This window comes from Pseudomonas sp. AC247 (assembly GCF_979258015.1).
Genome location: NZ_OZ409829.1, coordinates 378011 through 392807 on the forward strand (window position 1 = coordinate 378011; position 14797 = coordinate 392807).

The 14797-nt window shown below is 58.5% G+C and carries 15 protein-coding genes and 1 tRNA gene; 7 read left to right on the forward strand and 9 right to left on the reverse strand.

Going from position 1 to position 14797, the window contains the following annotated elements:
* The first annotated feature begins 326 nt into the window (after positions 1 to 326).
* Positions 327 to 1544 carry an MFS transporter gene (locus ACZZ0B_RS01835; RefSeq protein ID WP_463544257.1) on the forward strand — a complete coding sequence of 406 codons (1218 nt, stop codon included), beginning with the start codon at positions 327 to 329 and terminating at the stop codon, positions 1542 to 1544.
* Between the two features lie 180 nt (positions 1545 to 1724).
* Here ACZZ0B_RS01835 and ychF read toward each other — a convergent pair whose 3' ends face one another.
* The 8 genes from ychF to ACZZ0B_RS01875 form a co-directional block, all read right to left on the reverse strand.
* Complete coding sequence (gene ychF / locus ACZZ0B_RS01840) at positions 1725 to 2825, reverse strand: redox-regulated ATPase YchF (RefSeq protein ID WP_158836197.1); 1101 nt, start codon at positions 2823 to 2825, stop codon at positions 1725 to 1727.
* Positions 2826 to 2847: 22 nt separating this feature from the next.
* Positions 2848 to 3432, reverse strand: coding sequence for an aminoacyl-tRNA hydrolase (gene pth / locus ACZZ0B_RS01845; protein ID WP_008079560.1), 585 nt, complete (start codon positions 3430 to 3432; stop codon positions 2848 to 2850).
* A 171-nt stretch (positions 3433 to 3603) separates the two neighbouring features.
* On the reverse strand, positions 3604 to 4203 hold the full coding sequence (locus tag ACZZ0B_RS01850) for a 50S ribosomal protein L25/general stress protein Ctc (RefSeq protein WP_463544258.1): 600 nt from the start codon (positions 4201 to 4203) through the stop codon (positions 3604 to 3606).
* Between the two features lie 142 nt (positions 4204 to 4345).
* Positions 4346 to 5287 (reverse strand): ribose-phosphate pyrophosphokinase, encoded by a 942-nt coding sequence (locus tag ACZZ0B_RS01855; RefSeq protein ID WP_003171603.1) that lies wholly within the window; start codon positions 5285 to 5287, stop codon positions 4346 to 4348.
* Positions 5288 to 5332: 45 nt separating this feature from the next.
* A tRNA-Gln gene (locus ACZZ0B_RS01860) sits at positions 5333 to 5407 on the reverse strand.
* Positions 5408 to 5443: 36 nt separating this feature from the next.
* A complete protein-coding gene (gene ispE / locus ACZZ0B_RS01865) occupies positions 5444 to 6295 on the reverse strand; it encodes a 4-(cytidine 5'-diphospho)-2-C-methyl-D-erythritol kinase (protein WP_064387645.1) in 852 nt (283 codons plus the stop codon).
* 3 nt (positions 6296 to 6298) lie between these two features.
* A complete protein-coding gene (gene lolB / locus ACZZ0B_RS01870; protein WP_440094329.1) occupies positions 6299 to 6916 on the reverse strand; it encodes a lipoprotein insertase outer membrane protein LolB in 618 nt (205 codons plus the stop codon).
* A gap of 3 nt (positions 6917 to 6919) precedes the next feature.
* Positions 6920 to 8644, reverse strand: coding sequence for a tetratricopeptide repeat protein (locus ACZZ0B_RS01875; protein ID WP_008079556.1), 1725 nt, complete (start codon positions 8642 to 8644; stop codon positions 6920 to 6922).
* 350 nt (positions 8645 to 8994) lie between these two features.
* Here ACZZ0B_RS01875 and hemA point away from each other — a divergent pair, with 350 nt between their 5' ends.
* The 6 genes from hemA (at position 8995) to ACZZ0B_RS01905 (ending at position 14356) form a co-directional block, all read left to right on the forward strand.
* Positions 8995 to 10281 (forward strand): glutamyl-tRNA reductase, encoded by a 1287-nt coding sequence (hemA, locus tag ACZZ0B_RS01880; protein ID WP_007951716.1) that lies wholly within the window; start codon positions 8995 to 8997, stop codon positions 10279 to 10281.
* Positions 10278 to 11360 carry a peptide chain release factor 1 gene (gene prfA, locus ACZZ0B_RS01885; protein ID WP_008086180.1) on the forward strand — a complete coding sequence of 361 codons (1083 nt, stop codon included), beginning with the start codon at positions 10278 to 10280 and terminating at the stop codon, positions 11358 to 11360. Before hemA ends, prfA begins: the two co-directional genes overlap by 4 nt.
* Positions 11361 to 12191: a peptide chain release factor N(5)-glutamine methyltransferase gene (gene prmC / locus ACZZ0B_RS01890; protein WP_463544259.1), complete on the forward strand. Its 831-nt coding sequence runs from the start codon at positions 11361 to 11363 to the stop codon at positions 12189 to 12191.
* A complete protein-coding gene (locus ACZZ0B_RS01895) occupies positions 12185 to 12940 on the forward strand; it encodes a molybdopterin-synthase adenylyltransferase MoeB (RefSeq protein WP_463544260.1) in 756 nt (251 codons plus the stop codon). Before prmC ends, ACZZ0B_RS01895 begins: the two co-directional genes overlap by 7 nt.
* On the forward strand, positions 12933 to 13724 hold the full coding sequence (gene murI / locus ACZZ0B_RS01900) for a glutamate racemase (RefSeq protein WP_463544261.1): 792 nt from the start codon (positions 12933 to 12935) through the stop codon (positions 13722 to 13724). The genes ACZZ0B_RS01895 and murI overlap by 8 nt, the downstream gene beginning before the upstream one ends.
* A 113-nt stretch (positions 13725 to 13837) precedes the next feature.
* A complete protein-coding gene (locus tag ACZZ0B_RS01905) occupies positions 13838 to 14356 on the forward strand; it encodes an acyloxyacyl hydrolase (RefSeq protein ID WP_008086172.1) in 519 nt (172 codons plus the stop codon).
* A 95-nt stretch (positions 14357 to 14451) separates the two neighbouring features.
* Here ACZZ0B_RS01905 and ACZZ0B_RS01910 read toward each other — a convergent pair whose 3' ends face one another.
* On the reverse strand, positions 14452 to 14757 hold the full coding sequence (locus tag ACZZ0B_RS01910; RefSeq protein WP_463544262.1) for a YkgJ family cysteine cluster protein: 306 nt from the start codon (positions 14755 to 14757) through the stop codon (positions 14452 to 14454).
* Positions 14758 to 14797 lie beyond the last annotated feature (40 nt).

Sequence of the window (14797 nt, forward strand, 5' to 3'; positions counted from 1 at the left end):
GGCTCTGTAGCGAAACTTCCCATTGTCGGTGCCCTTTGTAAGGGCGCCGCGTTCAAGAGATGAAACAAGGCAAGATTCAGACCATGGCGTTGCGCTATCACCTATCCCATGTAGGAGCTGCCGAAGGCTGCGATCTTTTGATCTTTGTTTTCAAGATCAAAAGATCGCAGCCTTCGGCAGCTCCTACATAATTCATGTCAGTTGGTCAGTCAGTTGGTCAGGTTTTGTTGGTTAGTTAGCTGGCTAAGGGGATGGCGCTCGCGCACTGAAAAATGGCACATTGACGCACCTGCCTGTGCGCACCCATCTGTTGTCCGGAAATTCTCATGGCTATCAGCAACGCTCAGACCGCCGCTGCCTCGGCGCCCGCTGCTCCGCAAAGCAGTCCATTGGTGATGCGCATCATCGGCGCGGTGGCGCTGGCGCATTTGATCAACGACCTGATCCAGTCGGTACTGCCGTCGATCTACCCGATGCTCAAGGCCAAGTACGATCTGAGTTTTACTCAAGTCGGCCTGATCACCTTGACCTTCCAGCTGACGGCCTCGCTGTTGCAGCCGTGGGTTGGCTATCACACTGATCGGCATCCGAAACCATGGCTACTGCCGGCCGGTTCTATCTGCACGTTGATCGGCATCGTGATGATGTCGATGGTCGGCAGTTTCCCATTGATTCTGCTGGCGGCGGCGCTGATCGGCATCGGCTCCTCGACGTTCCACCCCGAGGCATCGCGAATTGCGCGACTGGCCTCTGGCGGACGCTTTGGTCTGGCGCAATCGACCTTCCAGGTCGGCGGTAACGCCGGCTCCGCGTTCGGTCCGCTGCTGGCGGCGGCGATCATCATTCCGTTCGGTCAGGCCAACGTCGCGTGGTTCGGTTTGTTCGCTGTGTTTGCGCTGTTCGTGATGTACCGCATCAGTCGCTGGTACGCCCATCACTTGAACCTGTTCAAACTCAAGGCCGGCCAGGCGGCAACTCACGGGCTGTCGAAGGGCAGGGTGACCAGTGCGTTGGTGGTGCTGGGGCTATTGGTGTTTTCGAAGTATTTCTACATGGCCAGCCTGACCAGTTACTTCACGTTCTACCTGATCGAGAAGTTCGACCTGTCGGTGGCGAGTTCGCAACTGCACCTGTTCCTGTTCCTCGGTGCGGTAGCGGCGGGGACCTTCTTCGGCGGGCCGATTGGCGACAAGATCGGGCGTAAGGCGGTGATCTGGTTCTCGATCCTCGGCGTGGCGCCGTTCACGCTGCTGATGCCTCACGTTGATCTGTTCTGGACGACTGTCCTTAGCGTGGTGATCGGCTTCATTCTGGCTTCGGCGTTCTCGGCGATTGTGGTGTATGCGCAGGAACTGGTGCCGGGGAATGTCGGGATGATTGCCGGAATCTTCTTCGGTCTAATGTTTGGTTTTGGCGGGATTGGCGCGGCGTTGCTGGGGCATCTGGCGGATGTGCACGGGATTGAGTACGTGTATTTCCTGTGTTCGTTCCTGCCGTTGTTTGGCGTGTTGGCGATTTTCTTGCCGCGTACCAAAAAGGCCTGATTCACACATGACCATTGTAGGAGTGAGCCTGCTCGCGATAGCGGAGTGTCTGTTACAGTTGATTCGACAGACATACCGCTATCGCGAGCAGGCTCGCTCCTACAGGGGAATGTGTTGAGGCATAAATGTCAGGCACAAAAAAGCCGCGTATCAAACGCGGCTTTTTCTTGGGCGTAATGCTTACACGTTGAAACGGAAGTGCATCACGTCGCCGTCCTTGACGATGTAATCCTTGCCTTCCAGACGCCATTTACCGGCTTCTTTGGTACCGGCTTCGCCCTTGTACTGGATGAAGTCGTTGTAGGCGATCACTTCGGCGCGGATGAAGCCTTTCTCGAAGTCGGTGTGGATCACGCCGGCGGCCTGAGGTGCGGTGGCGCCGACTTTGACGGTCCAGGCGCGGACTTCTTCGACACCGGCGGTGAAGTAGGTCTGCAGGTGCAGCATTTCGTAGCCGGCGCGGATCACGCGGTTCAAGCCAGGCTCTTCCAGGCCCAGGGCCTCAAGGAACATGTCCTTCTCTTCGCCGTCATCGAGCTCGGCGATTTCCGCTTCGATCTTGTTGCACACCGGAACGACCATCGCGCCTTCTTCTTCGGCGATGGCGCGAACCACGTCCAGGTGCGGGTTGTTCTCGAAACCGTCTTCAGCGACGTTGGCGATGTACATGACCGGTTTGGTGGTCAGCAGGTGGAAGCCCTTGATCACTGCCTTTTCGTCAGCGTTCATGTTCTTCATCAGGCTGCGTGCCGGCTTGGCTTCGGTGAAGTGCGCGATCAACTGCTCCAGCAGACCTTTCTGAACCACTGCATCCTTGTCACCACCCTTGGCGTTACGCGCGACTTTCTGCAGTTGCTTCTCGCAGCTGTCGAGGTCGGCGAAGATCAGTTCCAGGTCGATGATTTCGATGTCGCGCTTCGGGTCGACGCTGTTGGAAACGTGGATCACGTTTTCGTCTTCGAAGCAGCGCACCACGTGAGCGATCGCGTCGGTTTCACGGATGTTGGCGAGGAACTTGTTGCCCAGGCCTTCACCTTTCGAGGCGCCGGCAACGAGACCCGCGATGTCGACGAATTCCATGGTGGTCGGCAGGATGCGCTTCGGATTGACGATGGCCGCCAGTGCTTCCAGACGCGGATCCGGCATCGGCACGATGCCGCTGTTCGGCTCGATGGTGCAGAAGGGGAAGTTCTCGGCCGCAATACCGGATTTGGTCAGGGCGTTGAACAGGGTGGACTTGCCGACGTTAGGCAGGCCGACGATGCCGCAATTGAATCCCATGGTGTTTCCCCTCGGAGTAGAGTCAGGCCTTCTGGCTGTGCAGGTTTTTCATCGCGCGGTTCCATTCACCGGCGAGGATATCCGGCAGCACGCCGAGGGCAAAGTCGATGCTGGCATCGAGTTTTTCCTGTTCGGCGCGTGGCGCACGACCCAGGACGAAATTTGAAACCATACTGGCGACGCCCGGGTGGCCAATGCCAAGCCGCAGGCGGTAGAACGTATTCTGATTGCCCAGTTGCGCAATGATGTCGCGCAACCCGTTGTGACCGCCATGGCCGCCGCCCTGCTTGAGCTTGGCAACGCCCGGAGGCAAGTCGAGTTCGTCGTGCGCCACGAGGATTTCTTCAGGCTTGATGCGGAAGAAACCGGCGAGTGCCGCCACGGCCTGGCCGCTGCGGTTCATGTAGGTGGTGGGAATCAGCAGACGAACATCCTGACCCTGGTGCGAATAGCGCCCGGTCAGGCCGAAATATTTGCGATCGGCCACAAGATTCACATTCTGTGCGTGGGCGATGCGCTCAACAAAAAGGGCCCCTGCGTTATGCCGGGTCTGGTCGTATTCGGCGCCTGGATTTCCCAGGCCAACGATCAGTTTGATGGCAGTCACGATAGGGGCCCTTCCTTTGAGTGGTGGATAACATCGCCGCGATCAGGGATAGCGGCGAAAGTGGACGAAAAATGCTCATTTACCATGAATGTAAACTCCGCGATCTCGCCCGCTTTCTCGCTACGTTCCAGTCCGCGATGTTACTTGCTCACTCAGGCTGAACAGAGTGAATTACTCTGCTGCGCCTTCTTCAGCTTCTGGAGCAACGCGTGGAGCGTGTACGTTTGCAACAGCTTTGTCGTCACCGTGAGCCAGTGCAACGAACTCAACGCCTTTAGGGGCTTTGAGGTCGGACAGGTGAACGATTGCGCCGATTTCCAGAGCCGACAGGTCGACTTCGATGAACTCAGGCAGATCTTTCGGCAGGCAAGTTACTTCGATTTCGTTCAGGACGTGCGAGATCTCGCCGCCTTTCTTGGTCGGAGCTTCTTCACCAACAAAGTGCACAGGCACGATAGCGGTCAGTTTCTGGCCGGCTACGACACGTACGAAGTCAGCGTGCAGAACGTGACCCTTGGACGGGTGACGTTGCAGAGCTTTGATGATGACGTTCTGCTTTTTGCCGCCAACGTTCAGTTCGATAACGTGGCTGTAGGCAGCATCGTTTTCGAGCAGTTTGGCAACTTCTTTGGCCAGCATGCTGATGGATTCAGGGGCTTTTTCGCCACCGTAAACAACAGCTGGAACCAGAGCGGCGAGACGACGCAGGCGGCGGCTCGCACCTTTCCCCAGGTCGGAACGCACTTCAGCATTCAGAGTAAAATCGTTCATTGTGTATCTCCAAAATAGCCATGACCGGGTTGACGTTTGCGACCAGCGCCAAACACGGTATGGGCAAAAAAGCCCCGCCCCGGCAGGAATGCCGGGGCGGGGCGCTTTTCGTCAACGAGACATTTCGAGAAGGGCAGGGCCCTTAACGGAACATCGCGCTGATCGATTCTTCATTGCTGATGCGGCGAACCGCTTCGGCAACAACCGGTGCGATATCCAGTTGACGGATACGTGCACAGGCTTGTGCTGCAGCGGACAGCGGGATGGTGTTAGTCACCACCAGCTCGTCCAGCACGGAATTTTCGATATTCTCGATGGCCCGACCCGACAGCACAGGGTGTGTGCAATAGGCAAAGACCTTGGCTGCGCCATGCTCTTTCAAGGCCTTTGCCGCGTGGCACAGAGTGCCGGCGGTATCGACCATGTCATCGACCAGAATACAGGTACGCCCTTCGACATCACCGATGATATGCATCACTTCAGAGTGATTGGCTTTCTCACGGCGTTTGTCGATGATCCCGAGATCCACGCCCAGGGATTTGGCAACAGCACGTGCACGCACGACGCCACCAATGTCCGGGGACACAATCATCAGGTTTTCGAAGCGCTGATCTTCAATGTCATCCACCAATACTGGGGAGCCGTAGATGTTATCTACCGGAATATCGAAGAAACCCTGAATCTGGTCAGCATGCAGATCAACCGTGAGAACACGGTCGATGCCGACTACGGTAAGCATGTCAGCAACGACTTTCGCGCTGATAGCCACACGTGCGGAACGCGGACGGCGATCCTGACGGGCATAACCAAAATAAGGAATAACAGCAGTGATACGAGTAGCCGAGGAGCGGCGGAAGGCGTCAGCCATCACTACCAGTTCCATCAGGTTATCGTTGGTCGGAGCGCAAGTCGGCTGAATAATGAAAACGTCTTTACCGCGAACGTTTTCATTGATCTCGGCAGTAATTTCGCCGTCGGAGAACTTACCGACAGAGATGTCACCGAGAGGGATATGCAGCTGACGTACAACACGCCGAGCCAGATCGGGGTTAGCGTTCCCCGTAAAGACCATCATCTTGGACACGCGCAGTACCTAGAGGCTGAGGGTAACCTGGATGAGTATAGAAAATGGCAGGGGCGGCTGGATTCGAACCAACGCATGGCAGGATCAAAACCTGCTGCCTTACCGCTTGGCGACGCCCCTGTATCTGTTGCATCAAGTGCCGAGCACTTGGTTCCTTTAGAGCAGACTTTGCAGCTTGCGGTGCAACATCGAAACGTTGCTGCCTTTTGCTACAAACCCTGTAAGGGTCTCTGTCAGAAGGGCCGAGACTTTATCAGCTTCAGCTTTGCTTGGGAAGCCCCCAAACACACAACTTCCAGTTCCGGTGAGTTTTGCTTCGGTAAATTTACCTAACAAATCCAATGCGTTACGTACTTCTGGATAACGCCTTGCAACCACCGGCAAGCAGTCATTTCGACTGTTTCCCTCGGGAACGGGGCGCACTTTAATGGGCGGCGTGTTACGTGTCAACAAAGGATCGGAAAAAATTTCTGCCGTACTTACAGAGACTTGCGGTACGAGCACCAGATACCACGGTTCTTCGGGATCGACCGGGGTCAGTTTCTCGCCCACGCCCTCGGCGAAAGCTGCGTGACCACGGACGAAAACCGGGACGTCGGCACCCAGCGTCAGGCCCAGAGTAGCCAGGCGATCTTCATCCCAGCCCAGTTGCCACAAATGATTGAGGCCGAGCAAAGTGGTCGCCGCATTTGAACTGCCACCACCAATGCCACCGCCCATGGGCAGCACTTTGTCGATCCAGATGTCGATACCCAGCGGACAGCCCGATTGTTGCTGAAGCATTTTTGCTGCGCGCACGATCAGATTGCTGTCATGCGGCACGCCGGCAAACTCGGTGTGCAGCTGAATCACGCCGTCATCGCGCACGGCAAAAGTGATTTCGTCGCCGTAATCGACAAACTGAAACAGCGTCTGCAACTCGTGATAACCGTCTTCACGGCGACCGAGAATGTGCAGCATCAGATTGAGTTTGGCCGGCGAGGGCAGGGTCAGGCGTGCAGCGGTCATGCGTTATTGCCCCAACTTGCGCGGTTGCCAGGTCTTGATCACCAGCGTGACGTCGAGGTCGGTGCCGTGCAGCTTGATGCGCTCGGGCAACCAGTAACCGTTTTGTTCGGTGTACGCGGTGTATTCAACTTTCCAGCCATCCTGTTCCAGGTTGGCCAGACGGCTGTCGGCGTCCAGATTCAGGCGACTTTTGCTGTCCGGAGCCGGCAGGCCACGGACCCACCAGGCCAGATTCGACACCGGCAGTTTCCAGCCCAACTGCTCTTCCAGCAGGGCTTCCGGGGATTGCGATTCGTAGCGGCCCTGATTGGCGACTTCCAGCGACACCTTGCCCGGACGCCCGGTCAGGCGTGCAGCGCCACGACCCAGCGGGCCGGACAGACGAATATCGTAGTAATCCTGACGTTGCAGCCAGAACAGCGTGCCGCTACCGGAATCTTTCGTTGCGCGGATGCCGATCTTGCCGTCGATCTGCCAGCCGTCGAGGCCGGTCAGTTGCTGTTTGTTCGCGGCCCATTGAGCCGGACTGCCGTGGCCCTCGACCGATTCACGGGTGCCGAAACCCGAGCAGCCGGCGAGCAGGGCGATGAAGCTGAAAACAATAACGTGGCGCAAAAACATGAGTTAAAGAGTCTCGGATCCGGTCAGGCGCTTGATGGTGCTGCGCAGAATGGTGCTGTCGGGCTGATCCTTGAGGAATTTGCCCCAGATTTGTTTGGCTTCACGCTGATTGCCCTTGGTCCACAGCACTTCGCCCAGGTGAGCGGCGACTTCGTGGTCAGGGAAACGCTCCAGCGCCTGACGCAGGTATTTCTCGGCGTCATCCAGATTGCCCATGCGGTAATTCACCCAGCCGAGGCTGTCGAGTACGGCCGGGTCTTCCGGATTGATCTGGTGCGCCTGCTCGATCAGCGCCTTGGCTTCAGCGTAGCGGGTGGTGCGGTCGGACAAGGTGTAACCCAAAGCGTTCAGCGCCATGGCGTTGTCCGGATCACGCTTGATGATCAGGCGCAGGTCTTTTTCCATCTGCGCCAAGTCGTTGCGTTTTTCCGCGAGCATCGCCCGGGTGTAGAGCAGATTCAGATCGTCCGGGTATTGCAGCAAGGCTTGCTGCAAGACTTTCCAGGCCTTGTCGTCCTGTTTGTTGGCCGACAGGGTTTCCGATTCGATCAGGTACAGCTGAATCGCGTAGTCCGGTTGCTCGTCACGCTCGGCGGCGAGTTTGCTTTGTGCTTCAGCGGTCTTGCCGTTGTTCATCAGGATATCGGCCTGACGCAATTGCGCCGGCAGATAGTCGTTGCCGGGGCCGACCTGGGCGTACTCGATGAGTGCGCCTTGCGGATCGTTACGCTCTTCGGCGATGCGACCAAGGTTCAGGTGCGCCGAATCGACGTGGCTTTCACGGGCGATCAGGTCTTCCAGATAACCCTTGGCCTCGTCCCAGGCTTTGGCTTCCAGACACACCAATGCCAGCGAATAGCGCAGTTCGTCGTCTTCCGGGTATTGCTGAACGAGGCTGGAAAACTCTGCCTTGGCATCGTCCATCCGGTCTTGCTCAACCAGCATGCGCGCGTAAGTCAGGCGCAGGCGCTTGTCGTCCGGGTATTTCTTGATGCTTTTTTGCAGAAGTGGCAGGGCTTCGTCGCCGCGGTTCATGATCTGCAGAAGACGGGCGCGCAGCAGAATCGGGGCGATTTCGCCTTCTTCCGGCGGATGGTCTTCGAGCAGGGTCAGGGCCGCTTTATTGTCGCCGTCCTGCTGCAGGAGCAGCGCCTTACCGAAAATCAGTTGGCTGTTGTTCGGGTGACGCTGCAGCAGACGGTCGAAACTTTTCATCAGACCGTTGCGGGTTTCCTGGTCGGTGTCGGCCGCTGACAGGGCGAGGAAGTCGAAGTGGGTATCGCCCTTGCCCTGCAGGACTTTCTCCATATAGACCATCGAGTCGTCGTAACGCCCCGCGCGCGCCAGTTGCACGGCAGCAGCGCGTTGCGCTTCGAGGTCGTCCGGCGCGTTTTTCGCCCAGATCAGTGCGGTATCGAGGGCCGGTTGATCGGCGCCCAGATATTCGGCGATACGGAATGCACGCTCGGAGACGCCCGGATCCTGCGTATTGATCGCCTGAGTCACGTAGTTGTCCAGGGCAATGTCGAAACGATTGCGCTGGCCGGCGAGTTCGGCACTCAACAGGCTGAAAACGGTTTCCTCGCTGAACGAGCTGTAAACCTTGGGCTTTTCAGGCACGGGCGTGGTGTCTTCGACCGGCGGTGTACCGTCCGGCGACACGGGTGCCAAGGCCTGACAGCCGCTGAGGAAGACAAAAGCAAGGAGCAACGCGGAAGATCTATTCATATAGGAAGAGGACGACTAACCTGCGGTCGGATCATCATGACACAAGCCTTCGGCCAAACATAACCGCTCTGGCAATTTACGCTGATCGCCCTGTAGGAGCTGCCGCAGGCTGCGATCTTTTGACGTTGATTGAGACGCGGAGCGTCCCGGGCTGCATTCCCACGCCGAGCGGGGGAACGATCAATCAAAAGATCGCAGCCTTCGGCAGCTCCTACACGGTGGTGTGTACATGAACGAGAATGGATCGCAGCATAAGGTGGATACAATAAGGGCGATAGATATCCAATAGTTGTTCTGAATCTGGCGAAGTAGGACAATTGCCGGCTTCACGTCACCATCAGCGACTTTGAATGGCCTTCCTTGCACTCGGTATCAACCACAAGACTGCTTCAGTAGACGTCCGCGAGCGCGTGGCCTTTACGCCTGAGCAGCTGGTGGAAGCCTTGCAGCAGCTCTGCCGACTGACCGACAGCCGCGAAGCTGCGATCCTTTCGACCTGCAATCGCAGTGAGCTTTATATAGAACAGGATCAGCTGTCGGCGGATATCGTGCTGCGCTGGCTGGCCGATTACCATCATTTAAGCCTCGATGAGCTGCGCGCGAGTGCTTATGTGCATGAAGATGATGCGGCAGTTCGTCACATGATGCGCGTCGCCTCCGGGCTCGACTCGCTGGTGTTGGGCGAGCCGCAGATTCTCGGCCAGATGAAATCGGCCTACGCCGTGGCCCGCGAGGCCGGCACCATTGGTCCGCTGCTGGGGCGACTGTTTCAGGCGACGTTCAATGCCGCCAAACAAGTGCGCACCGACACGGCGATCGGTGAAAACCCGGTGTCCGTGGCATTTGCTGCGGTCAGCCTGGCCAAACAGATTTTCAGTGATTTGCAACGCAGCCAGGCGTTGTTGATTGGCGCTGGCGAGACCATCACGCTGGTCGCCCGCCATTTGCATGAGCTGGGTGTGAAGCGCATCGTCGTCGCCAACCGCACGCTGGAGCGCGCCAGTCTGCTCGCCGAACAATTCGGTGCTCACGCGGTGTTGCTGTCGGACATCCCGGCAGAACTGGTGCGCAGCGATATCGTGATCAGTTCGACTGCCAGTCAGTTGCCGATTCTCGGTAAGGGCGCGGTAGAAAGTGCACTGAAGCTGCGCAAGCACAAGCCGATCTTCATGGTCGACATCGCCGTTCCCCGTGATATCGAGCCAGAAGTCGGCGAGTTGGACGACGTTTACCTCTACAGCGTCGACGATCTGCACGAAGTGGTCGCCGAAAATCTCAAGAGCCGTCAGGGCGCAGCGCAAGCCGCTGAAGAGATGGTGTCGGTAGGCGCCGATGATTTCATGGTGCGCCTGCGCGAGCTGGCGGCGGTCGATGTGCTCAAGGCCTATCGTCAACAGAGCGAACGCCTGCGCGACGAAGAGCTGCAAAAAGCCCTGCGCCTGCTGGCCAATGGCGGCAACGCCGAAGACGTGCTCGGGCAACTGGCCCGTGGCCTGACCAATAAACTGTTGCATGCGCCCAGCGTGCAACTGAAAAAGCTTTCTGCCGAAGGCCGCCTCGATGCGCTGGCCATGGCCCAGGAACTCTTTGCCCTTGAGGGCTCACCGGATAGCTTTTCGGATAAAAAACCGCAATGAAAGCGTCACTGCACAATAAGCTGGACATCCTCCAGGACCGTTTCGAGGAACTGACCGCGCTGCTCGGCGACGGTGAAGTCATTGCCGATCAGAGCAAATTCCGCGCCTATTCCAAGGAATACGCCGAAATCGAGCCGGTCGTACAAGGCTATAAAAAGCTGCTCAGCGTACAAAGCGATCTGGAAAGCGCGCAGGCGCTGCTCAAGGACAATGACCCGGACATGCGTGAAATGGCCGTGGAAGAAGTCCGCGAAGCCAAAGAATCGCTGATCACCCTGGAAGCCGATCTGCAGCGTATGTTGCTGCCGAAGGATCCGAATGACGGTCGCAACGTCTTCCTCGAAATTCGCGCCGGCACCGGTGGCGATGAGGCGGCGATCTTCTCCGGCGACCTGTTCCGCATGTACTCGCGTTACGCCGAACGTCGTGGCTGGCGTGTGGAGATCCTTTCGGAAAACGAAGGCGAACACGGTGGCTATAAAGAAGTCATCGCGCGCATCGAAGGCGACAACGTTTACGGCAAACTGAAATTCGAATCCGGCGCGCACCGCGTTCAGCGTGTACCCGCCACCGAATCCCAGGGCCGTATCCACACCTCGGCCTGCACCGTGGCGGTGTTGCCCGAGCCCGACGAGCGCGAGGCCATCGAGATCAACCCGGCGGATTTGCGCGTCGACACGTTCCGCTCTTCCGGGGCCGGTGGTCAGCACGTCAACACCACCGATTCGGCGATCCGCATCACGCACATCCCGACCGGCACCGTCGTCGAGTGTCAGGAAGAACGTTCCCAGCACAAGAACCGTGCCCGGGCGATGGCCTGGCTGTCGGCAAAACTCAACGATCAGCAAACCGCAGCGGCGGCCAATGCCATCGCCAGCGAGCGAAAGTTGCTGGTCGGTTCCGGCGACCGTTCCGAGCGCATCCGCACCTACAACTTTGCTCAGGGCCGGGTCACCGACCATCGCGTCAACCTGACCCTGTATTCCCTTGATGAAATTCTCGCCGGTGGCGTTGAAGCGGTGATCGAGCCGTTACTGGCCGAATACCAGGCTGACCAACTCGCCGCGATAGGTGAATAAATGACCATCATTGCCAGCCTGTTGCGCGCCGCCGAACTGCCGGACTCGCCCACCGCGCGTCTGGACGCCGAATTGCTTCTGGCCGCCGCACTGGGCAAGTCGCGCAGCTTTCTGCACACCTGGCCCGAGCGCATCGTGCCGAGTGACGCGGCGCTGACCTTTGCCGAGTATCTGCAACGTCGCCGTGGCGGCGAACCGGTGGCCTACATTCTCGGGCAGCAGGGTTTCTGGAAACTCGATCTGGAAGTCGCGCCGCACACGCTGATCCCGCGTCCGGACACTGAATTGCTGGTGGAAGCGGCGCTGGAATTGCTCCCCGCGACTCCGGCCACAGTGCTCGATCTCGGCACCGGTAGCGGCGCGATTGCCCTGGCGTTGGCCAGCGAGCGTCCGGCGTGGAAAGTCACTGCCGTGGATCGTGTGCTCGAAGCCGTGGCCCTCGCCGAACGCAATCGCCAGCGCCTGCATTTGAACAACGCCACGGTACTGAGCAGCCATTGGTTCAGCGCGTTGGAAGGTCAGCGTTTTCAGTTGATCATCAGCAACCCGCCGTACATTGCCGCCGCCGATCCGCATCTGGTCGAAGGCGATGTGCGCTTCGAACCGGCCAGCGCCTTGGTCGCCGGTGAAGACGGCCTCGATGATCTGCGCTTGATCGTCGCGCAAGCCCCGGAGCATCTGCAGGCCGGTGGCTGGCTGATGCTCGAACACGGCTATGATCAAGCCGAAGCCGTGCGTGATCTGTTGCTAACGCGCGGCTTTGAAGAAGTCCACAGCCGCACCGATCTGGGCGGCCATCAACGCATCAGTCTGGGGCGCCTGCCGTGCTGAATGATCAGGAATTGCTGCGCTACAGCCGGCAGATTCTGCTGCAACACATTGACATCGATGGTCAGTTGAAGCTCAAGGACAGTCGCGTGCTGATCGTCGGCCTCGGCGGGCTCGGCGCGCCGGTGGCGTTGTATCTGGCGGCGGCCGGTATCGGTGAGTTGCATCTGGCGGATTTCGACACAGTCGATCTGACCAACCTGCAGCGGCAGATCATTCACGACACCGACAGCGTCGGCATGAGCAAGGTCGACTCGGCGCTCAAGCGTCTGAGCGCGATCAATCCGGAGGTCCAGTTGATCGCGCATCGTCAGGCACTGGACGAGGATTCCCTCGCCGCCGCCGTGGCAGCGGTGGATCTGGTGCTCGACTGCTCGGATAATTTTTCCACCCGCGAGGCGGTCAACGCTGCATGTGTGGCGGCGCGCAAACCGCTGGTCAGCGGTGCGGCGATTCGCCTTGAAGGGCAACTATCGGTGTTCGACCCGCGCCGCGACGAGAGCCCGTGCTATCACTGCTTGTACGGCCACGGCAGCGAAGCCGAACTGACCTGCAGCGAAGCAGGTGTGGTCGGGCCTCTGGTGGGTCTGGTCGGCAGCCTTCAGGCGTTGGAAGCGTTGAAGGTGCTGGTCGGTTTCGGCGAACCGCTGGTAGGCCGTCTGTTGCTGATCGATGCACTGGGCTCGCGTTTCCGTGAGCTGCGCGTCAAGCGTGATCCGGGTTGCAGCGTCTGTGGCTCGCGCCATGCGTGAAGCGCCGATCGGCGTGTTCGATTCCGGGGTCGGCGGCTTGTCGGTCCTGGCAGAAATCCAGCGCTTGCTGCCCAATGAATCGCTGCTGTACGTCGCCGATTGCGGGCACATTCCCTACGGCGAGAAAACCCCGGAATTCATTCGTCAGCGTTGTAGCGTGATGGCCGGTTTTTTCCGCGAGCAGGGCGCCAAGGCGTTGGTGTTGGCCTGCAATACCGCGACCGTTGCCGGTGTCGCCGATCTGCGGCGTGATTTTCCCGATTGGCCGCTGGTCGGCATGGAGCCTGCGGTCAAACCGGCGGCTGCCGCGACCCGCAGCGGTGTGGTCGGCGTACTCGCCACCACCGGCACGTTACAGAGCGCCAAGTTTGCCGCGTTGCTCGATCGCTTCGCCACCGATGTGCGCGTGATCACCCAACCTTGCCCCGGGCTGGTCGAGTTGATTGAAAGCGGCGATCTGCACAGCGCTGCGTTGCGCACGCTGCTGCAAAGTTATGTCGATCCGCTGTTGGCCAGCGGTTGCGACACGATCATTCTCGGCTGCACCCACTATCCTTTTCTCAAACCGATGCTCAAGTCGATGATCCCTGCGGACATCAGTTTGATCGACACCGGCGCCGCCGTGGCGCGGCAACTGCAGCGCTTGCTGATCGACCGCGAGCTACTCGCCGAAGGGCCAAGTCAAGCGGCGAAGTTCTGGACCAGCGCCGATCCGGGTCATTTCAGAAAAGTCCTTCCTGTGCTGTGGCATTCGTCTGGCAGCGTGCAATCCTTCGATTTGTAAAAATAATGTGAAACAAACATGGAAATAGGCTGAACTTCTGTTGAAGCGCAGATTTCTATAGCGTTGAATCACCTTAAAAACCAAACGATCGTTCCGGAAAAGGAAGTTTCAAAGTGAAGCGACTATTCTGCTTGGCCGCGATTGCGGCCGCACTAATGGGGCAAAGCATTACCGCACAAGCCGCAGGCGTTGAATTCGCAGTGGGGGCCACCAGCGATTCGACCATGACCTACCGCCTGGGGATGAATTTTGATTGGGACAAGAGCTGGCTACAGAGTGACGTCGGTCGCCTGACCGGTTACTGGAGCGGCGCCTATACCTATTGGGAAGGTGACAAGACCTCCAGCAACAACAGCCTGTCGTTCTCTCCGGTGTTTGTTTACGAGTTTGCCGGTCAGTCGGTCAAACCGTATATCGAAGCGGGGATCGGTGTCGCCGCGTTCTCCAACACCAAGTACGAATCCAACAACATTGGCGGCTCATTCCAGTTCGAAGACCGTCTCGGTTTTGGTCTGCGTTTCAACGGCGGACATGAAGTCGGAATCCGTGCGACGCACTATTCCAACGCCGGCCTGGCCAGCAGTAACGACGGCGTAGAAAGCTACGCGCTGCACTACACCATGCCGTTGTAAGCACGATCAAAAGATCGCAGCCTTCGGCAGCTCCTACAGGTGAAACACAATCCCATGTAGGAGCTGCCGAAGGCTGCGATCTTTTGTTTTTGGGATCAGCGGTAAGCCGTGGTAATCCCTTGGCGTTCGTCGATGCACTCGGGCGCGCCCATTTCGAATTCGCGGCAGATCAGCGGGCGTTTTTCGTAAATCGTGCACATCATCGTGTCGCGATCCAGCGCCGCGCACCAGCCGTCGTCCAGACGCAACATCACTTCGCCGCCCCACTCATCGGTATCGATAAAGCGATCAGGCACGCCGGTGTCGGTGATCAGCATCACTTCGAGCTGGCAGCAGCACGCCGCGCAGGTTGAGCAGGTGACGGCAGGCTCGTTGATTTGCTGGTGGGGAATGGTTTTCATGGCGCCAGTGTAAGGCAGTCGCCGAGGTGCGTGTGAAAGG